Annotated in this window: 24 protein-coding genes, 1 tRNA gene and 1 pseudogene; 17 read left to right on the top strand and 9 right to left on the bottom strand. The window is 66.0% G+C overall.

Going from position 1 to position 25,923, the window contains the following annotated elements; translation table 11 throughout:
- Positions 1 to 10 precede the first annotated feature (10 nt).
- Complete coding sequence (gene ku / locus MNQ99_RS00740) at positions 11 to 868, top strand: non-homologous end joining protein Ku (RefSeq protein ID WP_241914078.1); 858 nt, start codon at positions 11 to 13, stop codon at positions 866 to 868.
- A 116-nt stretch (positions 869 to 984) separates the two neighbouring features.
- On the opposite strand, the gene MNQ99_RS00745 is transcribed toward ku, so the two are convergent.
- On the bottom strand, positions 985 to 1,227 hold the full coding sequence (locus MNQ99_RS00745) for a DUF2630 family protein (protein ID WP_241914079.1): 243 nt from the start codon (positions 1,225 to 1,227) through the stop codon (positions 985 to 987).
- Between the two features lie 138 nt (positions 1,228 to 1,365).
- Here MNQ99_RS00745 and MNQ99_RS00750 point away from each other — a divergent pair, with 138 nt between their 5' ends.
- Positions 1,366 to 1,839 carry a MarR family winged helix-turn-helix transcriptional regulator gene (locus tag MNQ99_RS00750; RefSeq protein ID WP_127513168.1) on the top strand — a complete coding sequence of 158 codons (474 nt, stop codon included), beginning with the start codon at positions 1,366 to 1,368 and terminating at the stop codon, positions 1,837 to 1,839.
- Positions 1,840 to 1,938: 99 nt separating this feature from the next.
- On the top strand, positions 1,939 to 3,414 hold the full coding sequence (locus MNQ99_RS00755; protein WP_241914080.1) for an MDR family MFS transporter: 1,476 nt from the start codon (positions 1,939 to 1,941) through the stop codon (positions 3,412 to 3,414).
- Positions 3,415 to 3,510: 96 nt separating this feature from the next.
- Here the strand turns inward: MNQ99_RS00755 and MNQ99_RS00760 are convergent, their stop codons facing one another.
- On the bottom strand, positions 3,511 to 5,121 hold the full coding sequence (locus MNQ99_RS00760) for an MFS transporter (protein WP_241914081.1): 1,611 nt from the start codon (positions 5,119 to 5,121) through the stop codon (positions 3,511 to 3,513).
- 283 nt (positions 5,122 to 5,404) lie between these two features.
- Between MNQ99_RS00760 and MNQ99_RS00765 the strand changes: the two genes are divergently transcribed.
- The gene (locus MNQ99_RS00765; RefSeq protein WP_127513171.1) at positions 5,405 to 5,995 is read left to right on the top strand and encodes a TetR/AcrR family transcriptional regulator; all 591 of its coding nucleotides are present in this window, start codon (positions 5,405 to 5,407) and stop codon (positions 5,993 to 5,995) included.
- Positions 5,996 to 6,018: 23 nt separating this feature from the next.
- Here MNQ99_RS00765 and MNQ99_RS00770 read toward each other — a convergent pair whose 3' ends face one another.
- Positions 6,019 to 6,585 carry a cysteine hydrolase family protein gene (locus MNQ99_RS00770; RefSeq protein WP_241914082.1) on the bottom strand — a complete coding sequence of 189 codons (567 nt, stop codon included), beginning with the start codon at positions 6,583 to 6,585 and terminating at the stop codon, positions 6,019 to 6,021.
- 294 nt (positions 6,586 to 6,879) lie between these two features.
- Between MNQ99_RS00770 and pstS the strand changes: the two genes are divergently transcribed.
- On the top strand, positions 6,880 to 7,995 hold the full coding sequence (pstS, locus tag MNQ99_RS00775) for a phosphate ABC transporter substrate-binding protein PstS (RefSeq protein WP_241914083.1): 1,116 nt from the start codon (positions 6,880 to 6,882) through the stop codon (positions 7,993 to 7,995).
- 51 nt (positions 7,996 to 8,046) lie between these two features.
- On the opposite strand, the gene MNQ99_RS00780 is transcribed toward pstS, so the two are convergent.
- Positions 8,047 to 8,751 carry an SRPBCC family protein gene (locus MNQ99_RS00780; RefSeq protein WP_241914084.1) on the bottom strand — a complete coding sequence of 235 codons (705 nt, stop codon included), beginning with the start codon at positions 8,749 to 8,751 and terminating at the stop codon, positions 8,047 to 8,049.
- Between the two features lie 227 nt (positions 8,752 to 8,978).
- Here MNQ99_RS00780 and MNQ99_RS00785 point away from each other — a divergent pair, with 227 nt between their 5' ends.
- Positions 8,979 to 10,652 carry a nuclease-related domain-containing DEAD/DEAH box helicase gene (locus MNQ99_RS00785; protein ID WP_241914085.1) on the top strand — a complete coding sequence of 558 codons (1,674 nt, stop codon included), beginning with the start codon at positions 8,979 to 8,981 and terminating at the stop codon, positions 10,650 to 10,652.
- Positions 10,653 to 10,743: 91 nt separating this feature from the next.
- Positions 10,744 to 11,169 (top strand): hypothetical protein, encoded by a 426-nt coding sequence (locus MNQ99_RS00790; protein ID WP_241914086.1) that lies wholly within the window; start codon positions 10,744 to 10,746, stop codon positions 11,167 to 11,169.
- A gap of 36 nt (positions 11,170 to 11,205) precedes the next feature.
- On the opposite strand, the gene MNQ99_RS00795 is transcribed toward MNQ99_RS00790, so the two are convergent.
- Genes MNQ99_RS00795 through MNQ99_RS00805 form a run of 3 tightly spaced genes read right to left on the bottom strand, consistent with a single transcriptional unit; the run spans position 11,206 to position 13,681 of the window.
- Positions 11,206 to 12,003, bottom strand: coding sequence for an enoyl-CoA hydratase/isomerase family protein (locus MNQ99_RS00795; protein WP_241914087.1), 798 nt, complete (start codon positions 12,001 to 12,003; stop codon positions 11,206 to 11,208).
- A 43-nt stretch (positions 12,004 to 12,046) separates the two neighbouring features.
- A complete protein-coding gene (locus tag MNQ99_RS00800) occupies positions 12,047 to 12,826 on the bottom strand; it encodes an inositol monophosphatase family protein (protein ID WP_241914088.1) in 780 nt (259 codons plus the stop codon).
- 51 nt (positions 12,827 to 12,877) lie between these two features.
- Positions 12,878 to 13,681, bottom strand: a complete 804-nt coding sequence (locus MNQ99_RS00805) for a LysR family substrate-binding domain-containing protein (protein ID WP_241914089.1) — start codon at positions 13,679 to 13,681, stop codon at positions 12,878 to 12,880.
- Between the two features lie 36 nt (positions 13,682 to 13,717).
- On the opposite strand from MNQ99_RS00805, the gene MNQ99_RS00810 reads away from it, so the two are divergent.
- From MNQ99_RS00810 to MNQ99_RS00820, 3 genes are all read left to right on the top strand, one after another.
- Positions 13,718 to 14,092, top strand: a complete 375-nt coding sequence (locus tag MNQ99_RS00810) for a DUF5997 family protein (protein WP_127513180.1) — start codon at positions 13,718 to 13,720, stop codon at positions 14,090 to 14,092.
- 114 nt (positions 14,093 to 14,206) lie between these two features.
- Positions 14,207 to 15,589: a sensor histidine kinase gene (locus tag MNQ99_RS00815; protein WP_241914090.1), complete on the top strand. Its 1,383-nt coding sequence runs from the start codon at positions 14,207 to 14,209 to the stop codon at positions 15,587 to 15,589.
- Positions 15,586 to 16,230, top strand: coding sequence for a response regulator transcription factor (locus MNQ99_RS00820; protein ID WP_127513181.1), 645 nt, complete (start codon positions 15,586 to 15,588; stop codon positions 16,228 to 16,230). Before MNQ99_RS00815 ends, MNQ99_RS00820 begins: the two co-directional genes overlap by 4 nt.
- 19 nt (positions 16,231 to 16,249) lie before the next feature.
- On the opposite strand, the gene MNQ99_RS00825 is transcribed toward MNQ99_RS00820, so the two are convergent.
- The gene (locus MNQ99_RS00825; RefSeq protein ID WP_127513182.1) at positions 16,250 to 16,630 is read right to left on the bottom strand and encodes a VOC family protein; all 381 of its coding nucleotides are present in this window, start codon (positions 16,628 to 16,630) and stop codon (positions 16,250 to 16,252) included.
- 163 nt (positions 16,631 to 16,793) lie between these two features.
- Between MNQ99_RS00825 and MNQ99_RS19120 the strand changes: the two are divergent.
- A pseudogene (locus tag MNQ99_RS19120) lies at positions 16,794 to 17,976 on the top strand (IS1249 family transposase).
- Positions 17,977 to 18,077: 101 nt separating this feature from the next.
- Here the strand turns inward: MNQ99_RS19120 and MNQ99_RS00840 are convergent.
- Positions 18,078 to 18,160 (bottom strand) — tRNA-Leu (locus MNQ99_RS00840).
- A 359-nt stretch (positions 18,161 to 18,519) separates the two neighbouring features.
- Here MNQ99_RS00840 and MNQ99_RS00845 point away from each other — a divergent pair.
- From MNQ99_RS00845 to MNQ99_RS00870, 6 genes are read left to right on the top strand one after another with little or no spacing between them, the layout of a single operon-like run.
- Positions 18,520 to 19,257, top strand: a complete 738-nt coding sequence (locus MNQ99_RS00845; protein ID WP_127513183.1) for an FhaA domain-containing protein — start codon at positions 18,520 to 18,522, stop codon at positions 19,255 to 19,257.
- Positions 19,257 to 19,736 (top strand): FHA domain-containing protein FhaB/FipA, encoded by a 480-nt coding sequence (locus MNQ99_RS00850; RefSeq protein ID WP_127513184.1) that lies wholly within the window; start codon positions 19,257 to 19,259, stop codon positions 19,734 to 19,736. The genes MNQ99_RS00845 and MNQ99_RS00850 overlap by 1 nt, the downstream gene beginning before the upstream one ends.
- A 44-nt stretch (positions 19,737 to 19,780) precedes the next feature.
- On the top strand, positions 19,781 to 21,286 hold the full coding sequence (locus tag MNQ99_RS00855) for a PP2C family protein-serine/threonine phosphatase (protein WP_127513258.1): 1,506 nt from the start codon (positions 19,781 to 19,783) through the stop codon (positions 21,284 to 21,286).
- 3 nt (positions 21,287 to 21,289) lie between these two features.
- On the top strand, positions 21,290 to 22,708 hold the full coding sequence (locus MNQ99_RS00860; RefSeq protein WP_127513185.1) for an FtsW/RodA/SpoVE family cell cycle protein: 1,419 nt from the start codon (positions 21,290 to 21,292) through the stop codon (positions 22,706 to 22,708).
- Positions 22,705 to 24,153 carry a peptidoglycan D,D-transpeptidase FtsI family protein gene (locus tag MNQ99_RS00865; protein WP_127513186.1) on the top strand — a complete coding sequence of 483 codons (1,449 nt, stop codon included), beginning with the start codon at positions 22,705 to 22,707 and terminating at the stop codon, positions 24,151 to 24,153. The genes MNQ99_RS00860 and MNQ99_RS00865 overlap by 4 nt, the downstream gene beginning before the upstream one ends.
- Complete coding sequence (locus MNQ99_RS00870; protein ID WP_241914093.1) at positions 24,150 to 25,913, top strand: protein kinase domain-containing protein; 1,764 nt, start codon at positions 24,150 to 24,152, stop codon at positions 25,911 to 25,913. Before MNQ99_RS00865 ends, MNQ99_RS00870 begins: the two co-directional genes overlap by 4 nt.
- The last annotated feature ends 10 nt before the right edge of the window (positions 25,914 to 25,923 follow it).

A 25,923-nucleotide genomic window follows, 5' to 3' on the forward strand; every position in this document is an offset into this window, starting at 1 on the left:
CACTAGTGCCATGAGAGCCATCTGGAAGGGAGCCGTGGCCTTCGGGCTGGTCAACGTGCCGGTCAAGCTGTACAGCGCCACCGAAGACCACGATGTGAGCCTGCACCAGGTCCATGACAAGGACGGCGGCCGCATCCGGTACCAGCGCCGCTGCGAGGTCTGCGGCAAGACGGTCGACTACCAGAACATCGACAAGGCATACGACGACGGCGAACACACAGTGGTGATCACCGACGAGGATTTCAAGTCGCTGCCGGTGGAAAAGAGCCGCGAAATCGAAGTGGTCGAGTTCGTGCCGAGCGACCAGATCGATCCGATCATGTTCGACCGCAGCTACTACTTGGAGCCGGATTCGAAGTCCTCCAAAGCCTACGTGCTGCTGCGCAAGACGCTGGAGGAGACGGACCGCACGGCCGTCGTGCAGTTCGCGCTGCGGCAAAAAACCCGGCTGGCCGCGCTGCGCGTCCGCGGCAAGGTCCTGATGCTCCAGACCCTGCTCTGGGAGGACGAAGTTCGGGAGGCCAGCTTCCCGTCCTTGGAAGAGACGGTACGGATCTCCGCCAAAGAGAAGGAAATGTCGGCGGCGCTGGTGGATTCGTTTTCCTCGGACTTCACGCCCGCCGACTACACCGACGAGTACCAGGAACAACTCCGCACCCTGATCGAGGCGAAGCTGGAGCAGGGCGAAGCCGTGGACACGGAAAAGACCTTCGGCGCGGAGGAAGAGGAAGAAGGCGGCAAGGTCCTGGACCTGATGGAGGCCCTGCGCCGCAGCGTGGAGAAGAACCGCGAGGCCAAGTCCTCCGCCGGCTCCCCCGCCAAGAAGAAGTCCGGCTCCAAGTCCTCGAAGGCGTCCAAGGGAGCCTAAGCGCTAGCTCTCAAGCACGACGGCGCGGCGCGGCCCCCGGCGCCGCAGCTCGCCTCTTGCGTGCCTACCAAGGGCGGTGACGTGCTCCGGCCTATAAACCAAACCGGGGGTGGGTGTCATTGCCGGTAGTGTTCCACCTCGTCCACCGGTCGGGTTTCCGCTTCGCCGGGATCCTCGCCGGCCTTGCGCTTGGCCCGGCGCTGGCGAAGCAGATCCCAGCACTGATCCAGTTGCTCCTCTAGGCGGCGGAGTTCGGCGGCACGGGCCGAGGCCTTGTCCGAATCGTCCGGTATGGAGTCCCGCAGTTGCTGTTCCTTCTCGACCAGCGCGTTGATGTACTTCTGGATGTCCTGGTCCATGGCACGTCCCTCCTGGCGGTAGTCACCTCAGGCTACGTCGCACGCTGCCGGCGGGCTAGGGTCCTCATCGATGGACTGGAAGCGAGCCCTCGACCGCCACCCGGAATCTTGCCCAGCGCCGCATCTTATGCTTGTGGGATGGAGAACACCCAGCCCGGGGCGGTGCGGGGCCACGCAGTCGACCACCGCCAGCTTGCCGTGGCATTGATCGACATTTCGTCCGATGTGCGCCGAAAATCGCATGAGAATGCAGGGATTCCGCTGCTGCCGAACGGCATGGTGGACATCATGCGCGTCATCGAATCCCAGCCTGGTATCACCGTCGCAGAAGTCGCAACCCGCTTGGACCGGCAATTCAGCAACGTCAGTACACAGCTCCGCGAGTTGGTTGCCCGCGGCCTGGTGACGCGCATCCGCGACGCGGCAGACAAGCGCTACGTCACGCTGCACCCCACCGAGGAATCGCAGCGCATCAGGACGCTCTTGGAGACCGCGTGGGCCGAGGCGCTCGGCGCCGCGGCCGCGAAGCTCCGCCCGGAGGAGCAGGAGCAGCTTGCGGGCAGCCTTCCCGCCCTGCAGCGCTTGGCCGTCCTGATCGGGGAACCTAGCTGAGGGCGCTCAGGCTCGCTCTCTCTTTTTCGGATATACTTATACTTTTGTAAGTATTATATGGCCGAGTCTGCCACCCACAAGCAACCAGAAAAGGTGTTCATGAAAGACGTCCTAGAGGAGAAAGTTCCGCCCGGAGAGGTGGAGGCGGCAAAGGCCCTAGAGCCTGAGAGGATCTCGCCCAAGCGCGTCGCCGCCGTGATCACTGCGCTGGTGCTGTCAGCGCTGATCATGATCCTCAATGAGACTGTGCTGACCGTAGCCCTGCCCAACCTGATGGCGGATCTCAGCATCCGGGCCACCACCGCGCAGTGGCTGACCACCGGGTTCATGCTCACCATGGCCGTCGTCATTCCGACCACCGGCTTCATGCTCCAGCGTTTCACCACCAAGAGCCTCTTCGTCGCCGCGATGCTGCTGTTTATCGCCGGCACGGCGCTGGCCACCATTGCGCCGACCTTCGCGGTCCTGCTGATCGCCCGCATCGTCCAGGCCGGCGGCACTGCCATCATCCTGCCGCTGCTGATGACCACCACCCTGACCTCCGTCCCGGTCCAGCACCGAGGCACGGTGATGGGCCTGAACTCCGTGGTCATTTCCGTGGCTCCGGCCATCGGCCCCACCCTGTCCGGCGCCATCATCGACTCCTTGAACTGGCGCTGGGTGTTCGGACTCATGATCCCGGTTGCCATCATCGTTTTCCTCTTCGGCGTCTTCGCGATCAAGACCGGCAAGGAAACCCGCAAGGCTCCGCTGGATGTCCTCTCGGTCATCCTGTCCGCCTTCGCCTTCGGCGGCATCGTTTACGCACTCTCCTCCATAGCCGACCTGATGGAAGGCGCCTGGGCACCGCTCGTCGCCCTCATTGTCGGCGTTATAGCGCTGGTGCTGTTCATCAACCGCCAGCGTGCCCTCCGCAAGACCGAGTCGGACCTGCTGGATTTGCGTCCGTTCAAGGTGCACAACTTCCGCATCTCTGTGGTCATCGTCATGATCGCCATGGCGACCATGCTGGGCACCGTCATGGTCATGCCCATCTTCATGCAGAACGGCATGGGCCTGGGCACCCTGACGATCGGTTTGGCCCTGCTCCCGGGCGGGTTGATCCAGGGCATCGTTTCCCCGATCGTCGGCCGCATCTACGACAAGGTCGGCCCCCGTCCTATCGTCATTCCGGGCGCCGTCCTGCTGGCCGGAGGACAATGGCTGCTGGGCAGCGTCCACATTGACACCCCGATCGCCACGATCGTCGCCTTCCATACGGTGTTCTGCATCGGTATGGCCATGCTGATGACGCCGCTGATGACCGTTGCCTTGGGCGCCCTGCCGCGCGCGCAGTACGGCCACGGCAGCGCCATCATGAACACACTGCAGCAGCTGGCCGGCGCCGCCGGAACCGCCGTGCTGATCGCGGCCATGACCATCGGCACCACCATGGCGTCCTCGAGCGGCATCGCTGACAACATCGCCCTGGTCGACGGCGTTCGCGTCGCCTTCACCGTCGGCGGCATCCTGGGCCTCGTTGCCATCGTGTTCGCCCCGTTCGTGCGCCGCCTGCAGCCGGAGGCAGACCACTAAGCGTCCACGGTTCCTCCCCGCGCGACATAAGGAAGCCGCTCATCCCGATGGGGAATGACCGGCTTCCTTATTACTGCGGCACGGGGCGAGGAGAGTCTAGGCGGCTTCCACCGCTTCTGCCTCCCGATCGGCCTCGCGGACACCGTGCAGCCCGAAGAAGCTGAGCATGGCCGCAGCCAGAGCTGCGATGGCAACCACCAAGAAGGCCTGGGTGAATCCGCTGCCGAGAGCCTCCAACGCGAACTGGCTTGCACCCGACCCGGGAGCCCCGGCGGGGATGCTGTTCAGGGCGATCGGCCCGCCGGCTTCGGCGATGCCCATGGCCGGACCCAACTGATCCGGCGCCAGCCCCGAAGTCTGCAGCGAGCCCATCAATTGGCCGCCGGCGGCGGACAGTGCGATGGCGCCCACCAGCACGGGGCCCAGGGCGAAGCCCAGGTCGCGGAGCAGGTTAGTGGTGGCGCTGGCCATGCCGGTCAGCTCCCGCGGAACCGAGTTCACGGCAACGGCAGTCATCGGGCTCAGCGTGAAGGCAAAGCCCAGGCCAACCAGCAGGGACGGCAGGATGAAGGTGGTCACGTCGCGGTTGGTCACGTCTGCGTTGGAGTTGATCAAGGCGCCAACGCTCATGGCCAGGAATCCGAAGGTCATCAGCCAGCGGGAGGAGACCCGCGACTGGAGCCGGGACAGCACCGGAATCAACACGAACGCCGGGCCCTGCAGCAGCAGGAACAGCAAGCCGAGGTACAGCGGGTTCTGGTGCTGGACCGGGCCCAGCCACATGCTCGTGGAGAAGCAGGCGCCCAGGAAGGCGAACATGCCGACCACGGCAACGATCGAGGAAATGGTGAACTGGCGGTTCAGGAACAGCTTCAGTTCCAGCAGCGGAGATTCCACCCGCAGTTCGATGGCTACAAAGACAGCCAGCAGGGCGGCACCGGCGGCAAGGGCTGCCACCACGTGGGAGCTGGTCCAGCCGTCTTCCGGGCCCTGCACCAGGCCGAAAAGTATCAGGATCAGGCCCAGCGCGAAGGTGATCTGGCCCCAGATGTCCAGCCGGCGCTCCCGGGCCACCTTGGCCTCGGCAGAACGCAGGGCGGTCAGCAGTAGGGCGGCAAGGCCGGTGAGCACCACGACTGCGTACGCGCCACGCCACCAGCCGAAGCCGGCGAACATTCCGCCGAGCAGGGGCGACAGGGCCGAACCGGCGGACAGGAATCCTGCCCAGATCGCGATGCCCCGCACCCGCTCCTGCATCGTCCGTGCCACCGACGCGACCAGGGCCAGCGACGCGGGGAAGATGGCGCCCGCGCCGAGACCGTTGATGGCCGAGCCGATCCACATGGCCTGGACGGTCGGTGAAATCGCGCAGACCAGCGAACCGATCATGACCAGTACCGCACCGCCGAGGACCAGCCTGCGGTGGCCGTACTTGTCGCCAAGCACACCGAAGGTCAGTTCAAAGACCACCACGGGGATCATGAAGGCCGCGGTGATCCAGGTCAGCTGGGAACCGAAGGTGTTGAAGGTCAGCTGGAACTCGCCATTGAGGGCGCCCGGCAGTGCGTTGGCAATCTGCGCCACCATCACCGCCAGCGAGGCTGCGGCCAGGGTACCCTTGGCGCGCGCTGGCCTGGCGTCCGCCGGCGGCGCCTGCGGCGGTGGATAGGACTGCGGTGACGTAAAGGTCTCCTGGCCCTGGCTCATATGGAACTCCTTGATGGTGCTGTGCGGAACGGGTGGCTTGTTGCGCATCAACCTCTCTCGCGACGGTGCGAGCGAATGTGACCCGCGCAACAGGCTGTGATGGCGACAACACTAGTGACTCAGACAACACGCTGTCAAGTAAAAGTGCGCCGCGTCGTTTGCAGGTGCCAGGGGCGTAGATCCGCATCGCGCCGGGCGCAGCAGGCGTTCGGCGGAGCCGCTGTCCGCGCCGTAACATTCGCGCTGTCAAGAGACGGCACCGCCAACGACTATCCTGTGACGCATGGCAACACTGCGCGAAGTCCAGAAACAGCAAACCAGGCAACTCCTCTTGGATACCGGTCTGGAACTCTTCGAGTCCAAGGGCTATGCGGCCACAACCATCGACGACATCGCGGCCGGGGCCGGCACCACCAGGACCACCTTCTACCTGCACTTCGCGTCGAAGGCGCAACTGATGGGCGAGGTCGTCAAGACCGTGGACGCCATCCTGACCAGCGTGGATGACCCGTCGCTGTCAACAGTGGTGGAACTGGGCAAGCGCGACCTGGTCCGGACCTGGCTTAACCGGAAATTTGACCAGTGGGAAGCCACCCGACCGTACCTGCATGCGGTCTATCAGGCGGCCCCGATTGAACCCGAGGTGGCCAGTACCCTGGAGGACTGGTTCCGCGATGTGGCCGCGGACATGACGTCCGGATTGGACCGGGCCGATCGGTTTGACCCGTCCAGCCGCAAAATCCGGTGCGTGCTCGCCTTCGGCCAACTCGAGTACCTGTCGCAGCGGTGGATCAGCACCGGCTGGTTTGTGGACCGCGAAACCTGCCTGGAGACGCTGACGGACTCCTGGTGCCACCTGCTCTCAGAGGACTAGGCGGGCAGGATTAAGCGGGCAGGTTAGCGTTCGCGGGCTCCGGCCAGCAGCTCTGCTATCGCGCCCCGTCCCAAAACGGGTTGGCGGTACTCGTCGCTGAGTATCTGCATCATGGAGCCGGCATATTCTTCATTCGTCGAGGCAATGACGTCCTTGGCGTAGACCACGCGGAAGTTGTGGGCGAACGCATCGGCTGCCGTCTGCGCAACGCAGTTGTGGGTGGCGACGCCGGCCAGTACCAGGCGTTCCACGCCGGCCTCACGCAGCCGCTCCGCCAGATTGGTCCCGAAGAACGCGCTGTCGCGGGTCTTGACAATGCGTTCCAGGCGCTCTGTCTGCAGGCCCGGCAAGAATTCTGCCTGCTCGGACCCCTCGAACAGAAACCCTTGGTCATCGTCGAGCATGCTCAGGGTCCAGGTAGAGCGGTCCCTGAGGTGTTGCGTGTAGACAAGCAGCACTGGCACCTGCGCCGCCGTCGCGGTCCTGATCAGGAGATTTGCGGCTTCGACCACGGTTTCCTGCCGGCTGGCCAATGCAGGGTCCTCGAAGTACGCGTTCTGCAAATCGATCATCAGCACCGCAGTTTTCATGCCCTCCGCCTTCCGCCGGCCGTCATTGCTTCCATCCTGTCAGGTGTCCTGTGCAGTTTCGGTCTTGACGCGCCAGCAGGCACAGGGTGTGGTGTGTAGTACGGGCCGAAAGGACATCATCCATGCATTCGCTCTGGCTGGATGCCGCTGCCGGTCCGAAGCCAGTTCGGACCGGCCGTTTGCACGGGTCCCGCTTCAGCGCCGACGGAAAGGTGCTGGAAGGCCCAGTCGTCAAGGACCTGGCGGGAGGGTAGCGCCTTGGGTTCGCGCCATCGCACCGGTACGCTGGTCCGGATGCCTGAGCTGAAACACCGCGCGGCCGCCCTAGGGACCGCCGCACTCATATCCTTGTCCTTGGCCGCCTGCGGTTCCGATTACCCACTGGGTCCGGCGCAAGAATCCGCCGCGGAGCAGGGCTCCTCGCTTTCCGGCACACTGACCGGAGCCGGAGCATCTTCCCAGAATGCCGCCATGGACGCATGGGTGGCCGGCTTCGGTCTGCTCCACAGCGACGCGCAGGTGCAGTATTCGCCCGACGGCTCCGGTGCCGGCCGCACCGCTTTCTTGGCCGGCGCTGTCGATTTTGCAGGGTCGGATGCGTACTTGGATGACGAGGAGCTGGAACGGTCGCGGAAGATCTGCGGCCCGGACGGCGCATTCGACGTTCCGGCGTACATTTCACCGATCGCCGTCGCGTTCAACCTACCGGGCATCACCGAGTTGAATTTGGACGCCGAGACCATCTCAAAAATCTTCCAAGGAGAGATCAAATCCTGGGACGACCCGGCCATCGCACAGCACAACCCGGGCGTTAAGCTGCCCGATCTGCCGGTCACTCCGGTGAACCGCTCGGAGGACTCCGGCACCACGGAGACCTTCACCGAGTATCTTCATGCCGTCGTGCCCGATACGTGGACGCCAGAGCCGAGCGACACGTGGCCCGCAGAATTCGCCGGCGAAAACGCCCAGGGGACCACCGGCGTCGTCAGCATGGTGGCCGGGACCAAAGGCGCCGTAACCTACGCCGACGATTCCGCCGTCGGTGCTCCGCTGGGCAAGGTCAGCCTCAAAGTGGGCGATGGCTTTGTGCCGGTCAGCGCCGAAGCAGCCGCCACGGCGCTCGACCAGGCCAAGCAGGTCCAGGGCAGGCCGGCGCACGATCTGGCATTGGAATTGGACCGGGCGACCACCGCGGCCGGTGCCTACCCCCTGATGCTGGTGTCTTACCACATCTACTGCACCACCTATGAGGACCAGAGCAAGGTGGACCTGGTCAAGGCCTTCGGGCACTACGTCCTGAGCCCCGAAGGCCAGGCAGATGCCGCGAAGTCCGCCAAGAGTGCGCCGCTGTCCGAGGAGTTGGCGCAGCGGGCCGCGGACTCGATCGACGGGATCAGCGCGCGTTCCTGACCGCTGACCTCGGCAGCCGACTTCCGGCTTCCGGGCCGCGTGACGGAAGCGCTAGCTGCCTGAACCGGGGCTGTCGTCCGTGGCCCGCGGTTCGCGCAGCGCGGGGTCATCCAGCATCGGATCGTCGGCCCACTCGCGCGGTTCGTCGTGGCCTTCCCGGGCCTGGCCCTGTTTCCTGCCGTGCAGTCTCCGGCGCTCCGCCTCGCTCAGGTCGGGGTCGCGCCTGTACGCGTAGGTGTCCTCGTTGCGGGGGATGTCTGGCTGCGACGATTGCTTCGGCGGGAAGCCGCCCGCAAAGGTCCCGCCGTAGAAGTTCTTGTCGCCCAGGTCATGGGTTTCGGATCCGCCGGATTCCACGAATTCCTTAAAGCGCCACAGCTCGTTGCGCACTTCCCGGTGGTCCGAGCCCAGAGTGGACCCTGCCTTCTCCAGCAGCGAACCCGGCTGCCAGTCGATATGGACGTGCATGGACGTGTTGTCGGCGTCGACCGCTCCGAAGGTCACCGTCCCGCCGTGCCTGACGCCGCCTTCGCCGCTCCAGACAATCCGCTGCCCGGGCACTTCCTCGGTCACAGTGGTGTCGAATTCGCGCTGCGCGCCGCCCACTTTCGTGACCCAATGGTGGGTGGTGTCGGATGTCCGGATCACGGACTTCACGCCGTGCATGAACGAGGGAAAGGACTCGAAGCGCAGCCACTCGGCGTAGACCGTCTGGGCGGGCCGGGCGATCTCAACGGTTTCATCTACAGTTGCCATGATCATCCTCAATCCGCTGAGGAACGGCGCCGCGTGCACCGCTTTCATCAGCTGCCACTTGGCTTAACGCTACAGAACGGCCGCTGGCACGGCAACGAATTGCCACGTTTGCTGAGCATTCGACGCCGGCCGCCGCCGAAATCCCACTGGTGCCGGGCGCAGGCGGACCGGCGACTTGCATTAGGTAGTCTGTGTGGTAAGCCACTGCGTTGATGTGAGGGGGAGGTATGCCGCGCTGTTTTCCGGAACAGCCTGAGTTCGGCCGGGACCGGCATGCCGAACGGGAAGTCTGGGAGTCACTGGTGCGTACGCTGCCGCCGTCCGCCGCGCTGCTGCACTCCGTCAACATCATCGAGAACGGCACCGAGCGGGAGATCGACCTGCTCGTCATTTGGCCCGGCGTCGGTATCGCAGCGATCGAAGTCAAGGGCGGCCATGTCAGCTACGAGGCGGGGCAGTGGTACCAGGCCAGCAACGGCCAGCAGCACCGCATCAAAGATCCGCTGGTCCAGGTCCAGGACGGCCGGCACATGCTCCAGCGCTATCTCGGCGCCCAACTGGGACTCGGCCGGCAGGTCCGTTTCGCGCATTTGCTGGCTTTTCCCTACACGTCCGTACCCCGGCACTGGGACATCCCCGGTCTGAGGCGCGCGATGGTGATCGGCAGCCAGGACCTGAAGTATCCGGACGATGCAGTCCGAGAAGCGATCAACTTCTGCGGCGACGGCGACGGCGACACCACGCCGGTCATCGCCGAACGCATTCTGGCGCAACTGACCCGCCCACTGCCCGGCACCGGTGCCCTCTCCGCGGCAGCGGAGCACGAAGGCCGCGCCGAGCAGATGACCCGCGACCAGGCGGCGATCCTTGATGTCCTGAAAAACCAGCCGCGGGCACGGATCATTGGCGGCGCGGGGACAGGCAAGACGTGGCTGGCGTTGGAACAGGCCCGCCGTCTGGCCCGCGCCGGAAAGCGGGTGGCGCTGCTCTGCTACAGCCGCGGCCTGGCCCGCTACTTCGAGACGGAAACCGCTGGCTGGAAGCCGGCCGACCGGCCGGCCCACGTGGGCATGTTCCACGACCTGCCGGTGCGCTGGGGCGCGCACCATCCGCTGGATCCCCGGCTGCTGACCAACCAGTACTACGAGCATTACCTGCCCCGGACGCTCAAACGTCTGGCTAAGAACCAGCCGGCCGCGGAGCTCTTCGACGCCATCGTGGTCGATGAAGGCCAGGACTTCGGTGCGCTCTGGTGGGAGTCCGTATTGGTGTGCCTCAAGGATCCCGCCGCCGGTGGGTTGTATGTCTTCATGGACGAGGACCAGCGGATCTTCGGCCGCGAGGGACGGCCGCCGATCGAGGCGCCACCCTACGTACTGAATGAGAACCTGAGGAATACCAAGCAAATCGCTGCGCTGTCCGGCGCACTGTCCACCGAACTGGCAATTCCCCGGGGCCTCTCCGGCCCCCGGATCCGGTTGGTGGAGGCACCGGCCGGATCCGTGATTGAGCGGGCGGACGATGCCGTCAATCAGCTGATTGAGCGGGAGGGCTGGGCCCCGCAGCAGGTGGCCCTGCTGACCACCAAGCGAAAGCACCCGGTCCAGCAGCAGGACGTGGATGCGCTGGGCTGGCGAGGATACTGGGACGCCTTCTTCGACGACAACGATGTGTTCTACGGAAACGTGCTTGGTTTCAAAGGACTGGAACGTTCCGTGGTGGTGCTGGCAGTCAACGGGTTCGCCGATCCGGAGCGGGCCCGCGAGATGCTCTATGTAGGGGCCTCCCGCGCACGCAGCCTGCTGGTGATTGTCGGCGAGCGTTCCGTCCTGTCCGACATCGGCGGCCCCGCCGTCATCAAGCGGCTGACCCAGACGGAAGCGTGGCGTCCGGAGCATTAGCGGCGGACAGCCAGGCACCCATTGACTTTCCGTGGCGTTCGGAGGATTCTAAAAATACTTATTCGGTTTTTAGAATTTACCGGAGGTTCCGATGGCTACCACCACTCCAACGCTGCAGCGGGTCCGGACCGAGCCTGCCTATGCTGCTTTCTGGATGCTCAGGCTGGGATTCACCGTCCTGCCGATTCTGATGGGGCTGGACAAGTTCTTCAACCTGCTCACCAACTGGGAACAATATCTGGCGCCGTGGGTTGTCAACCTGCTCCCCTTCAGCGCGCACACCGCCATGCTGATTGTCGGCGTCGTCGAGATCGCCGCCGGCATTTTGGTCTGGATCAAGCCCCGCTACGCCGCCTACGTTGTGGCCCTCTGGCTGGCGGGCATCATCATCAACTTGTTGACGCTGTCGGGGTTCTACGACGTGGCACTGCGCGACTTCGGCCTGATGCTGGCAGCACTGACCCTGGCACGGCTCGCCACCCAGTACGATCCGGCCTGGCACCGCGCCGCCCGCTGACCGATACGTAGCTGATTGGCCAGCACGCGCCCGCCTTTAATGCCCGGTAAAGGCGGGCGCCACCTTGTCCAGGAAGGCCTCCCGGCCGATCCGCGAATCCAGGGTGGTGAAGGCCTGCCCGAAGGCGCGGCGCTCCAGCCGAAGTCCCTCGCCGGTGGGAAGGCCGAGGGCCGCATCAACCGTCCGCTTGGCATTGGCGACGGCGGCCGGGGACTTCGCGGAAATCTCCCGGCAGGTAGCGGCCGCGGCGTCCAGCATGTCGTCCTTGGTGGCGAAGACGGCGTTGGCCAGACCGATCCGCAGCGCCTCTGCGGCGCCGATGCTGCGACCGGTGTAGATCAGTTCCTTCGCCCTCCCGGGGCCGACCCGCTGCGGCAGCCGCACGGTGCCGCCGAAACCGGGAATGAGGCCTAGCCCGACTTCCGGCAGGCCGAACTTTGCGTTCTGCGTGGCGTAGATGAAGTCGCAGGCCAGCGCCAGTTCCAGGCCCCCGCCCAATGCGAACCCGTTGACGCACGCGATCACGGGCAGATCCAGGGTCTCGAGAACGCGGGTCAGGTCCTGCATGGCCGCGCTGTGCGCCTCTGCTTCGTCGGGCCCCATCGACGCCAGTTCGCGGATGTCGGCGCCGGCGGCGAACGCTTTCTCGCCGGCACCGGTGATCAGGATGCTGCGGACTTCTTGGCCTTCAGGCGACCGGATGTCGGCGACGAACTGCGCCAGGTCGGCCACCACCTGCGTGTTCAGCGCGTTGAGCGAGCCGGGGCGGTTGATCACAATGGTGGCCAATTCGCCGAGGCATTCCAGCTGGAGGGTTTCGTAGGTCTTTTCCACAGCCCCACTATGCCACGCCGGCCGGCGCGGAATCCCGAGGCGGTCACCCCTGCAACAGGCTGACCACCTCGGCCACCTGCTGCCGGCCGCCCGCCACCGACCAGCGGTAGCCACCGACGTCCACGACGGCGGTGGTCCCGCCCGCCGCTTCCACCAGCGCTTGGCCTGGCAGCCAGTCCCAGTCCGGCAGCCCCTGCTGGTACCAGACCCCGAAGAGCCCGGCGGCGGTAGCGGCGAGCTCGCAGGAGGCCGACCCCCAGCTGCGGTAGGTGGCCGAACCCAGCAGCGTGCGCAAGTAGGGTTCGCCCGCGGCCTCGTCCCGCAGGTACGTGTGGTGCAGGTACGCCGCCGCGCAACTGGCCGACAAGGGTGCGCTGGCGATTTCCCCCACCGGCAGGCCGTTCCGCGCCGTGGGCAGGTCCCGGCCGCCGATCCACAGCACGTCCTCGGCGGGGTGGTAGACCGCCCCCAGCCGGGATCCGTCGTCGTCGGTCAAAGCCAGCGCCGAGCACCAGTAGTGGCCGCCGGTGAGGAAGTTGTAGGTCCCGTCCACCGGGTCGATCACCCAGGTCCGGCCCGAGGTTCCCTGGTGGCTGGAGCCTTCCTCGCCCAGGATCGAGTCGTCCGGCCGGAGCTCCCGCAGCGTGGCCACCACCAGCTTCTCCGCGGCGTGATCGGCAGCGGTGACCACGTCGGAGATGCTCGTCTTCTCCTCGAAGGTGGTCACCCCCGACCGCATGCCATTGGCCAGGGTGCCGGCGGCGCGCACCAGCCAGGCCGCAAGATCGGTATCGTCCAGATGGTCAGGGCTGCTCACGGTCATAGCTGAAGCCTAGCCAACACAGCCGTGGACCCGGCACGCAGCGGGCGGATGCTACCGGCGTCCGCGCCGCGGCCCGCGGCCCTTGGGCGTCCGCTTCCCGCCGGGCCTGCCCTTGCCCTGGCCGGACTGCTTGCCGGCCGCCGGGCCGGATGCGTGTTCGCGCCGCGCGCCGGAGCCCTTACCCGCGTTGGTGCCCGTCCCCGCGCCGGAGGCTCCGCCGTCGTTCTGGGCAGCCTTTTTGCCTTTGGTGTTCCCCTGCTGTTCCTGCACCGATGGCTGGCGGGAACTGCGCGCCGTGCGGCCCCGGACAATCCCGATGAACTCCTCGATGGCGGGGTCCGTCCGGTCGGCCAGCCAGGCAATGCCAATCTGCGTTTCGGGCTGGTCAGTGACCGTCCGGTAGACCACGTCCTTGCGGTCGTAGAGCCGGGCCACGGACATGGGCAGAATCATCAGCCCCGCCCCGGAGGCCACCACCTCGATGCCGGTCTTGGCGCCGCCCATTTCCGCCGGGTTCAGGAAGTTCTCGCCGGCGATCTCCTGGTAGGGCACCTCGTCGTCGTACAGGGCAACTTCGTGTTCCTTCGGCGCGACCACCACCGGCAGTTCGGCATACAGCGGGATGACGCTCAGGCCTTGGCGGTCCACCGGCAACCGCACAAAGCTCAGGTCTGCCCGGCCGTCGCGCAGGATGGCGATCTGTTCGTCCTGCGCGCATTGGAAAGCGGTCAGCGGGACGTCCGGCAGCCGCTCCGCCCAACGGCGCGTCCACTTCCCCGGCGTCACCCCCGGGACGTAGCCAACCTTCAGTCCGGGCGGGGCCGGCGTTTTCGGCTCGTGGTCTGCATCCTGCACTTCATCACCGTAGCGCAGGCCGGATAGGCTGGGCTCATGAGCGCGAAAACGTCCCAGTCCATGAAACCGGCCACGGCCGCCAAGAAACTGGGCATTTACCTGCCCGCGGCCCCGCAGGAGTTCCAGGACAGCCTGATTTCGCGCGAGGAGTTCAACAAGCTGCAGACGGATCCGCCGCAGTGGCTGGCCGACCTGCGCCGCAACGGCCCGCACCCGCGGCCCGAGGTAGCCCGCAAGCTCAACGTCTCCATTTCCGGCCTGGCTCGCGGCGGCATCACCGAAGCGCTGACGACGGCGGAGATCACCGCACTGCTGCAGGATCCGCCCCAGTGGCTGGTTGCCGAGCGCGCCTCCTTGGCCGCAGTGCGCGCGGAAGAGCAGCGCGTGAAGGACGCCGGCAAGAAGGCCTGACCCGCAAGGTTCGGCGGTAAATGCACTCCCGCCGCCCCATACGGGGGTTAACCCCCGCAAGGTTCGGGGGCCCGCCTGCTTCTGGCGGCCGCGGTTAGGTAGCAAGCTGTACTCATGACGAACATTGCGGCGCCGAATGCCGCCCTCCATCTGCCGGAACCTGACGACTCCCGCATGGCCGAAGGCGCCGCGCCGTACCGGTTCCTGACCGGACTCTTCCAGCGCCAGACCTGGCGGGAATTCCTCTACCACTTCGCCGCGCTGCTGCTGGCGCCCTTCGGCTTCGCCTACGCCGTGGCTACCGTCTCACTGGGAGCGTCGCTGGCCGTCACGGTCGTGGGCCTGGTGGTTGCCGCGGCCCTGATTGCGGCGGCCCGCTATTGGGGGACCGTGCAGCGGTCCCTCGCGGCGTCCCTTCTCCAACAGCACGTGGCGGAGCCGGTGCCGTTCCGGTCGAAACCCGGCTTCTTCGGTTTCATCCGCAGCGGCCTGGCTGATTCCGCCGGCTGGCGGGCCATCGCCCATCAATCGGTGTCCTTTGTGGTCTCGGTGACGGCTTTCTGCGTGAGTATCACCTTTTTTGCCACCGGCCTCGGGGCAATGACGCACTGGATCTGGTACCGCTACCTGCCGCTGCAGCAGGCCGCGGACGGCAGCTGGCACCGGGGCGCACAGCTGGGCATGGACTACTACATCGACACTCCGCCCCGGCAGTTGCTGTTTGCGGCCATCGGCGCCGTCTTCCTCTGGCTGCTGTGGCCGGCGCTGAACCACGGCTTCGCCCGGCTGCAGGCCGTCTTGGCTGCCGGCCTGCTGGGACCCACCGCGGCAAGCCTACGGCTGCGGGACGTGGAACATTCGCGCAACCGGACGGTGGAAGACGCCGATGCCAGGCTGCGGCGGATCGAACGCGACCTGCACGATGGCACCCAGGCTCAGCTGGTGGCCATCGCCATGAAGCTGGGCGATGCCAGGGACCGCTTGTCCGGCCAGGAAACCGCACCGGAAGTGGCGCATCTGCTGGAGAGCGCGCACGGCACCGCCAAGGACGCCTTGGTGGACCTGCGCGATCTGGCCCGCGGCATCCATCCGCCAGTCCTCAATGATGGCCTCGCCCCTGCCCTGGAAACACTGGCAGCACAATCACCCGTGCGGACATCGCTGGTGCTCAACATCGCCGCACGCCCTGCACCCGCAGTGGAAGCCACCGCGTACTTCTGCGCCATGGAATTGGTAACCAACGCCGTCAAACATGCCCGGGCCGGGCAGATCCGGATCAGCGTGCGTACCGCCGGCAACCGCCTCCAGCTACAGGTGGGCGACGATGGGCGCGGCGGCGCAGTACTTTCCCGGCCGGCGCCCAGCGGACACCGGTCCGGCATGGCCGGCCTTGCCGAGCGCGTTGCCGCCGTGGATGGAACGCTGCACATCGAATCACCTGCCGGCGGTCCAACCACCGTGACGATCGATCTGCCGTTGGATCCGGAGCGCCCGTGAGGATCGCCATCGCCGAAGACTCGGCCATCCTGCGCGCCGGCCTGGCCGAATTGCTGGCGGGCCGCGGCCACCGAATCACCGCGGCGGTCAGCGATGCGGCCGCGTTGTTGGAGGCGGTGGCGGCCGAGGCCCCGGACGTGGCCATCGTGGACATCCGGATGCCGCCGACGCACACGGACGAAGGCATCCGCGCGGCACTGGAGCTTCGCCGGACGCATCCCGACGTGGGCGTCCTGGTCTTCTCCCAATACGTGGAGACCAGGTACGCCGCCCGATTGTTCGCCGACCACCCCGCAGGCGTGGGCTACCTGCTCAAGGACAGGGTGGCCGAAGTGTCCTCCTTCGTTGACTCGTTGGAACGCATCCGGCACGGGGAGACCGTGCTGGATCCCGAGGTGGTCGCCCAGCTGATGCGATCCTCCGGCCAACATCGCGGGCTGGACACCCTTACTCCGCGTGAAGGCCAGGTGCTGGAGCTGATGGCCGAGGGCCGAACCAACGTGGCGATCGCCGAACACCTTTTTCTGTCCGCCGGCGCGGTGGAGAAGAACATCACGGCCATCTTCGGCAAGCTGGGGCTGGCGGCGGCGCCCGGGGACCATCGCCGCGTGCTGGCCGTACTCAAGTACCTGCAGGCCTAGGTGCACCGCCGGGTACGGGTCAGTCCTGGTGCAACTGGACCAGGTTGCCGAAGCCGTCGTCGAAAACGGCGGCCAGCGTGCCGGAGGGGTCCGGGGCTGGCGGACCGGTGAACCGCACACCGGCGGCGGTCAGCCGCTCGTACTCGGCCTGCACATCCGGCGTGCCGAAAACGATGGCGGCCATCCCGGCGTCGTACACCCCTTGCCGGTAGGCCGCGCCGATCGGGTTGTCGCTGGGTTCGAGCAACAGCCCTGCCCCTTCGCCCGGCTCGGCCGACTGGACAATGAACAGGGAGAATGCGGGCATCGCCATGAGCTCCTGGAAGCCGAGCACCTCGGTGTAGAAGGTGAAGGCGGCTTCCGGATCAGTGACGTGGATGCTGGTCATCTTGATGCGCATGGCTGGCACACTAGCCGCTCGCGCCAGAACAAGAAAGGTGCGGCTGCACTGTCCGGCACAGCCCCGATTCGGCACCCCGAACCGGCTCCAAGGGTTATAGGCCATTAATGTGTGTCCGGTAGCGCCTGATTCCCCGTGCTGGTGCGGCTAAATCCGGTTCGGCATACTCCGGATCCTTTATTCGTGGAGGGTGCTTGATTATCCGGATGATTGTGCCCTCTGCGGCGGGACGCTTAAACGCAACGGAAAAACGACTGCCGGCTCGACCCGGTGGCGGTGCAAGGCATGCGGGCCAGCACGTCCGTGCGCAGACCGCGCCCTGACGTGGCCCGCCGGCACGACCTCGGCGCATTCCTGGGCTGGCTGCTGAGCAAGGATTCCCAAGCCCAAGCCGACGGCACCACGACCGGCCGGACACTGCGCCGCCGCATCGCGTGGTGCTGGAACGTGGTCCCGCAGATACCGGCCACCGGCCCGATCCACGACGAGGTCCAGCTCGACGGGATCTACCTCTCCGGCGGCTGGTGCTGCCTGATCGCAATCGCCGGCGGGCACGTGATCGGCTGGCAGTGGTGCGATACCGAGAAAGCCGCAGCCTGGACTGCACTTTTAGAAAAGTTCCTGCACCGCGCGCCGTGATCGTCGACGGAGGCTCCGGCCTCGCGTCAGCACTGAAGCGGACCTGGCCCGAAACCAGGATCCAGCGCTGCCTGGTCCACGTCCAACGCAACGTCCGCGTGCTGCTGACGCTGCGTCCACGGACGAAAGCGGGACGGCAGCCAAGAGCCCTTTCCCTGGCGCTGACCCGGATCAAGAACCGAGACGAGGCCCTGGCCTGGCTGAACGCCCTGAACGCCTGGCACGCGGCCCACAAAGACCTTCTCGCCGAACGCACCTACCGCGGAACCGGTCCCGCACCCACACACGCCACAACGAACCAGACCTGGTGGTACACCCACTACCGGCTCCGCCGCGCCTACCAACTGCTGGCCCGCTGCGTCCGCCAGGAAGTGCTCTTCACCTACCTGCACCCCGACCTGGCCGCCCTGCAGGTCGCTTCCACCACCAACCGCATCGAGGGCGGAGTCAACGCCGGAATCCGCCACCTGCTGCGCAACCACCGCGGCCTGCCGGCAGAGCACCGCAAACGCGCCGTCGAGTGGTACCTCTACCAACGCAGCGAGAACCCCGGACCGCCCTGGAAACTGATCCGCCCGGAACACTACGAACCGGTGACAGCAACAAAGGGAGAAATCGAAGAGCAACTCGGACCGGCAGTACTCGGTACCGCGGCCGTTGCGGAAGAAGGCCTCTGGGCACGCTCAGGATGGGCAGGCAGAACATGACACACCCGAGCCAGACACACTTTTTTGGCCTATAACCCCCATCCAACCCGGGTGTTAACGGCAAGAGCCCCGATCCGAAGACCGGGGCTCTATGCTCTGCGTGCGCGAGGGGGGATTTGAACCCCCACGCCCTTTCGGACACTGGCACCTGAAGCCAGCGCGTCTGCCGTTCCGCCACTCGCGCGCAGTTGGCCTGTTCCGTTGGGTCGATCCGTTTTTCCCGGTTCGCATTCCTCAAGAACAGCGAGATCAATAGTAGCGTGAAACAGGCCCAAATTCCCAATCGGGGGTTCCAGCCCCCACTTTGCCGCACGGGTACGGGGATCGGAGGGCTTGGGCCGCCGCCGGCGCCCGCCGTCGTCACACTTTCCCCACGTGAGGTTCACCACGTTGAGGCACCGCCGCGCCTTCGGCAATCGTTACTGAATGGGGCCTTTTGGGACACGCCCAAGTAGTATCGAATGGAAGAATCGCCAGACCGGTGTGCCCTGTCCGCTTCGTGCAGGCAGGCATGCACGACGACAACAGGGAGGAGGCGGCCCGATGGGAATTCTGGACAGCATGGAACGCGGCATCGAAAAGATGGTCCGTGGCGCCTTCTCCGTGGGCGGCAAAGGCCAGGTGCAGCCGGTGGAGATTGCCAGCCGCCTGCGCCGGGAGCTGGACAATGGTTCCATCACCCTTGCCCAGGGCCGCACCTTGGCACCGAACGTCTTCGAGGTCAGGCTGGGCGACTCGGACTACGCCATGGCCGAACAATGGGGCGCAACCCTGGCCGAAGAACTGTGCGACGTGGTGATCCGCCACGTGAACAGCCAGAAGTACACGCTGCAAGGCCCGGTCCGCGTTTCCTTCGCCAAAGACGGCGGCCTCAAGGGCGGCGATTTCGAAGTCCAGGCCAGCGTGGTGAAGTCCGACGGCCAACAGCAGCGCCCGGCGCAACGCAGCACACCCGCGGCACCGTCGCGCCAGCCCACCCAGCTGCAGGCCGTGCTCGAAATCAACGGCCAGCGCTACTCGCTCAACGCGCCCTCTATTGTGCTGGGACGTTCCTCCGAGGCCGACATCATGGTCGACGACACCGGAGTCTCCCGCCGCCACCTGGAGATCCGCACCGAGGGCGGCTCCGCATTGGCCGTGGACCTTGGCTCCACCAACGGCAGCTACGTCAATGGCCAAAAGATCATTGGCCAGACCGACCTCACGGACGGATCCGTCATCACCATGGGCCGCACCCGCATTACCTTCCGCCTGCTGCCAACACGGGGCGGCGGGGCCTAATGGGGGAGCTTGTTGTCACCGCACTGCGGTTCGGTTTCCTGATCCTGCTCTGGATCATGATCATCAGCATCGTCTCGGCACTGCGGCGCGACCTGCAGATCGGCAAGCGCAGCCGTACCGGCAGCCCCACCGCGCGGGAAGTGCGCAAGAATCCTGATCTGGCCGAGGCCGCCCCGGCGCCCCGGGCCGCTCCGCGCCGGCTGGTGGTCACCGAAGGCCCGCTGGCCGGACACTCGCTGGAACTGGCCGCCAGCCCCATCCTGCTGGGGCGCGCCCAGGAAGCCACGCTCGTGCTGGAGGATGACTACGCCTCCGGCCGCCATGCCCGGCTGTTTCCGCAGGGCAGCCGCTGGTTCATCGAGGACCTGGGCTCCACCAACGGCACCTATCTGGCCGAAAACCAACTGACCAGGGCCCTGCCCGTTGACCCGGGCGTTCCCATCCGGATCGGCAAGACGGTCATTGAGTTGAGGCCCTGACCGTGGCTCTGGTTCTGCGCTATGCAGCGCGGTCGGACGTGGGCATGACGCGTTCCAAGAACGACGATTCCGCCTACGCCGGCCGTTTTCTTGCCGTCGTGGCCGACGGCATGGGTGGCCATGCCGGCGGCGATGTAGCGTCTGCCTCCACCGTGCTGGACCTGGTCCATCTGGACCGCGCGGACCATCAGGAGCCGGCCACGGTGCTGGCCGACGAGATCCAGACCGCCAATTCCATCCTCTCGGAGCTGGTGCAGACCGATCCCAAGCTGGCCGGCATGGGCACCACCGTGACCGCCCTGCTGCTGCACGATGACAAGCTCGAATTCGCCCACATCGGCGATTCCCGGGCGTACCGGCTGAAGAACGGCATCTTCGAGCAGGTCAGCATTGACCACACCTTCGTCCAGCGGCTCATTGACGAAGGCCGGCTCCGCCCCGAGGAAGCCGAAATCCATCCGCACCGCAACGTGCTCATGCGCGTTTTGGGTGACGTCGATGCCAGCCCCGAGCTCGACTTGGCCAGCCACGACGCCGAGCCGGGGGAGAAGTGGCTGCTCTGCTCCGATGGGCTGAATGCCGTGGTGCCGGACCGCGTGGTGGAGTCGGTGGTGCGCAACGCGCCCACCCTGCAGGACGCCGTGGACCAACTGGTGGACCTCACGCTCGACGGCGGTTCCCCGGACAACGTGACCATTGTGATGATCGAGGTAGCCGAGGCGCCGTCCGCGGCCGCCGATACCGCGTCCCTGAACCTCACGGCGGAACGCCCGCTGGAGTCGGGGGCAGCCGACGACGGCGGTGCCTCCCCTGCCGCCGCTGCGCCGGCGGCCGCGGCGGGCGCCTCCCCGGACGGTGCCCCCGCCATCCTGGCGGGCACCGAGGCACCCGGCGAACTCCCGGAACCCCACGAGGCGATCCGCGCCGACGCCATCCGGCGCGAGCTGGGAACGCGACCGCACGTGCTGGTGGGTGCGGCAGCCTTGGCCACGGAAACCGGACAGATACCGATCGTCACGGCCCACTCCAACAAGCGGCGCGCCGCGGCGCTGTTGACCCATAAGGCCCCGGAGGAACCGGAGGCTGCCGAAGTGGAAGCCGCCGCACCGGTCCGCAGGCCGTGGCTGATCCCGGCGTTCCTGACCGTCATGTCGCTGCTGCTGGTGGCCGTGCTGTGGTTCGGCTACCTGTGGACCCAGACGCAGTATTTCGTTGGCTCGTCCGACGGCCGGGTGGCCATCTTCAACGGTGTCTCGCAGAACTTCGGTCCGGTTGACCTTTCACATGTGGACACGGTCTACAACATCCCGCTGGAGAGCCTGCCCGTCTATCAACAGCAGCGGCTGAATTCGAGCATCTCCGCCCGGGATTTGGTGCATGCCGAGCAAATCGTGGAGCAGCTGCGGATCAGCAGCCAGCGGAACTGCCCCGAACCGGGGCCCAGCCCCAGCGCCGTGCCCACGGACCGGCCCAGCGTCTCTCCGGGCGCCGCGCCGAGTCCGGCCGCCAGTCCGGGAGCCGCCCTGCCGCCGGAATGTGTAGGTGGATAAGCCATGAGTAACATCCAGACGGCGCCCCGTTCGCGGCGCAACACCGAACTCCTGCTGCTCCTGCTGGCCTTGGTGGTCGGCATCGGCGCCAACATGCTGGTGGGGCTGGACCAAGACCGCGCCTTCGACAGCGATTTCTTCACCCAAGGCGTCACCCTGGTGGTGCTGGTACTCGTGGTGCATGTGGTGCTGCGCCTCCGTGCCAAATATGCTGATCCGGTTATACTTCCGATCGTCACCGCCCTAAACGGCATCGGATTGGCGATGATCCACCGGCTGGACATCGCCACCGGCGACTCCGCGGCAACCCGCCAGCTGTTCTGGACCGGCGTGGCCATCGCCGTCGTCGTCGCGGTCATTTGGCTGTTGCGCGACCACCGGGTTCTGCGCCGCTTTACTTACCTTTCGCTGATCGCCAGCGCCGCGCTGCTCATCTTTCCGCTGTTGCCTTTCATCGGCATGGAGGTCAACGGCGCCAGGATCTGGGTCAATCTGGGATTCGCCACGTTCCAGCCCGGCGAAATAGCCAAGATCACGCTCGCTATATTCTTCGCCGGGTATCTATCCACAAACCGGGACCTCATCCTGCTGGCCGGACGGAAAATTGGTCCGCTGCAGCTGCCGCGCTGGCAGGACATGGGGCCCATGCTCGCAGCCTGGCTGGTCAGCATCGGCGTGCTGGTCTTCCAGCGCGATCTGGGCTCGTCCATCCTGTTCTTCGGCCTGTTCATGGCCATGATCTACGTGGCCACCAGCCGGGTCAGCTGGGTCATCATCGGCCTGCTCATGATCGCCGTGGGCGGCTTCGTGGCCTTCCAGCTCTTCCCGCATGTCACCGCCCGCATCAACAGCTGGATCAAGGCCTTCGACCCGGAGGTCTACAACGCGATCGGCGGCAGCCACCAGATTGTCCAGGGCCTGTTCGGGCTGGCGAGCGGGGCGCTCACCGGTACCGGCCTCGGCCAGGGCCGCCCGGATCTAGTGACCTTCGCCAACAGCGACATGATCATTGCCGCGCTCGGCGAAGAACTCGGGCTGATCGGCCTCTCCGCCATTGTGATGCTCTATGTCCTGCTGATCAGCCGCGGCATCCGTGCGGCCCTGGGCAGCCGGGACGCCTTCGGCAAGCTGTTGGCCACCGGGCTCTCTTTCACCCTGGCGTTGCAGTGCTTCGTGGTGATCGGCGGCGTCACCCGTCTCATCCCGCTGACCGGCCTGACCACACCGTTCCTTGCTGCCGGCGGCTCCTCGCTGTTGGCCAACTGGCTGATCGTTGCCCTGCTGCTGCTCATTTCCGACGCAGCGCGCCGCCCCACCATGACCGGCCCGGCAAACGGCAGCCGTTCCCCGGGTGACCGGCCGGGGCGCCGCAGCAAGTCCGACGAACGGAACACCGGATCCACGGAGGTGATCCAGCCATGAACCAGGCCATCCGCAATACTTGGATCGTCGCCCTAGCGATGTTCGCGCTGCTCTTCGGATCGCTCACGGTGGTGCAGTTTTTCGAGGCCGAGAACCTCAACGCGAACCCGTGGAACAGCCGGACCATCTACAAGGACTTCGACAAGAACCGCGGCGCCATTCTGGTGGACGGAGATCCCATCGCCGAGTCGGTTCCTTCAGACGACGAGTTCGCCTACCAACGGGTCTACAACGAACCCGAGCTCTATGCGCCCATCACCGGTTTCTACTCGCTGGTTTACGCCTCCACACAAATGGAGTCGGCGATGAACGACCAGCTCTCCGGCTCCGGCGACGAGTTCTTCTACGAACAGATCATGCAGATGTTCTCGGGCGGCCAGGTCGAAGGCGCCTCAGTGGAGCTGACCCTGGACGCCGAACTCCAGCAGCTGGCCTGGGACCTGATGCCCGACGGCGTGAAGGGCTCCATCGTCGTGATGGAGCCGGACACCGGCAACATCCTGGCGATGGTGTCCAAGCCCAGCTTCGACCCGAACGAGCTTGCCGGCCACAACACCGAAGAGGTCACGCAGAACATGGCGGGGCTGGAGGAGGTGCCCGGCCTGTCGCCGTTCATCAACCCGGCCAACGAGAGCCTGCTGGCCCCCGGGTCCGTCTTCAAGCTGGTGATAGCGTCTGCCGCCCTGGAGTCCGGCAAGTACGACGCCGATAGCAAGCTGGACAACCCTCCGGCGTTGAAGCTTCCGGGCACCAACGTGGAGCTACCGAACTACGTCAACGGCGGCTGTGCCGCGCGGACCACCGCCGACTTCTCCTTTGCCCTGGAGCAGTCCTGCAACACTCCCTTCGCCCAGATCGCCATGGACTTGGGTGAAGACGCGATCGCGGAGCAGACCGCCAAATTCGGCTACGGCGAGTCCTACCAGATCCCCACCCACGTCACCGCCAGCCGCTTCCCCACTGGCATGAGCGATGATCTGCTCGCCCAGTCGGCCATCGGGCAGTACGACGTGCGCGTGACACCGCTTCAGGTGGCTATGACGTCCGCCGCCATTGCCAACGACGGCGTGCTGATGAAGCCGAATCTGGTCCGCACCGTGCGTGCGCCCGACCTGCGGGTCATGGACAGCCCGAAGCCCGAAGAGCTTCGGCGTTCGCTGTCCGCCGACAATGCCAAGCTGATCCAGGACTGGATGGTCAACGTAGTGGACCGCGGCATCGGCGGACGCGCGGCGATCCCGGGCGTGGAAGTAGCCGGCAAGACCGGCACGGCAGAACTCATGGCCGGCGAAGAAGGCAACAACTCCTGGTTCACCGGCTTCGCGCCGGCGGACGACCCCAAAGCTGTCGTATCAGTGGTCTTCGAAGACGTCGATGTGGCTACCGGTTCTTCTCTCGCAAGTACAAGTGCTAAGCAACTCCTAGAGGCGGTGTTAAATAAGTGAGACCTACCTCGGGTATCACATTAGGCGGCAGGTACCAGCTCACTGAACGTATCGCCATCGGCGGCATGGGTGAAGTCTGGAAGGCGCAGGACCAGGTCCTGGGCCGCATCGTCGCCATCAAGATCCTCAAGGAGGAGTACACCGGGGATCCGGGCTTCCTCAACCGCTTCCGCGCCGAGGCCCGGCACACGGCGCTGCTGAATCACATCGGCATCGCCAACGTCTTTGATTACGGCGAAGAGGCCGGATCCGCCTACCTGGTGATGGAACTGGTGCCCGGCCACCCGCTCTCGGCCATCATCGAGCGGGAGCGGGTGCTCTCGCCGGACCGGACGCTGTCAATCATCACCCAGACCGCCAAGGCGCTGGCTGTGGCCCACGCCCAGGGACTGGTGCACCGCGACGTCAAGCCCGGCAACCTGCTGATCACGCCCGAAGGACGGGTGAAGATCACCGATTTCGGCATCGCCCGGCTGGCAGACCAGGTTCCGCTGACGGCTACCGGACAGGTCATGGGCACCGCCCAGTATCTTGCACCCGAACAGGCAACAGGACAGACCGCCACGGGGCAGAGCGATATCTACTCTCTGGGTGTGATCGGTTACGAGTGCCTCTCCGGTTCCCGTCCGTTCTCCGGTGAGTCGCAGATCGCCATCGCCTTGGCCCAGGTCAACGACACTCCTCCGCCGCTGCCGGAGTCGCTTCCGCGGCCGATCCGGGCACTGCTGATGTCGATGCTGGCCAAGGACCCGGCCGACCGTCCCGCCACCGCCGAAAAGCTCGCGGAGGCGGCCGACGCCATCCGTGCCGGCGACATCCGTGCCGCCGAAGCCGCCGTTCCCGGCATGCTGCTGTTCGAGGGTGACGGCAACACCGGTTTGATGACTGCCCCGGTGCCGACCACCGGAACCGCTCCCACCCAAGCCGTCAGCGCCGGAACCTCCCAGCTGCCGGCCGTGGCCGGCGCCGAAGCCGCCAGCCTTGGCGCCGAACGGAACTGGACCGACGAGGATCTGGACAGCGACGAACCGGAGGAGACGCCGCGCCGCCAGCAGAAGAAGCGCAGCCCGTGGACCTGGCCACTGATTGGTTTGATCCTGCTTGTCCTCTTCGCCGTGGCCGGCGCGATTCTGCTGCCCATGCTGACGCCCACCGGCGGCGCCGAGTCGTCCTCGTCTGCCTCCAGTTCAGCGACACGGTCGTCCCCGAAGGCAACCTCCGCTACGCCGAGCGAGACACAGAGCGAGGCACCAAGCGAAACACCGACGGTGGAAACCAACCAGCTGTCAGCCAATTCGTTCTTGGGCCGACAGTTCAATGACGTCCGCTCGGAACTCGAAAACATGGGTTACCAAGTGGTCCCCGATCCGGTGGAGAGCAACGAATCCGAAAACACCGTCATTGACATCTCGCCGACCGGCACGGTGGAAGTGGGCAAAGCGATCACCGTGACCTATTCCACCGGTCCGGGGACCGTGACCATTCCCGGCGGGCTGGCCGGTCAGTCCGAGCAGCAGGTGCGCGAAGCCCTGATCGGCCTCGGCTTGGTACCGCAAGGCACCGAGGAGCCCAGCGATCAGCCCGCCGGGACCGTCCTTAGCCTGTCCCCCGACAGCGGCGACGTGCCGGCAGGATCCACTGTCAGCTACGTGGTCTCCAGCGGACCCGAGCAACAAGAAACCCCCGAACCGACCCAGACCGAGACACCTGCGGCAAAGGCTCCGCCGACGACCGGCCCCGACAAGGCCGGCAAGCCATGAGCGGATCCCG

Source organism: Arthrobacter sulfonylureivorans (assembly GCF_022637435.1).
GTDB lineage: Bacteria > Actinomycetota > Actinomycetes > Actinomycetales > Micrococcaceae > Crystallibacter > Crystallibacter sulfonylureivorans.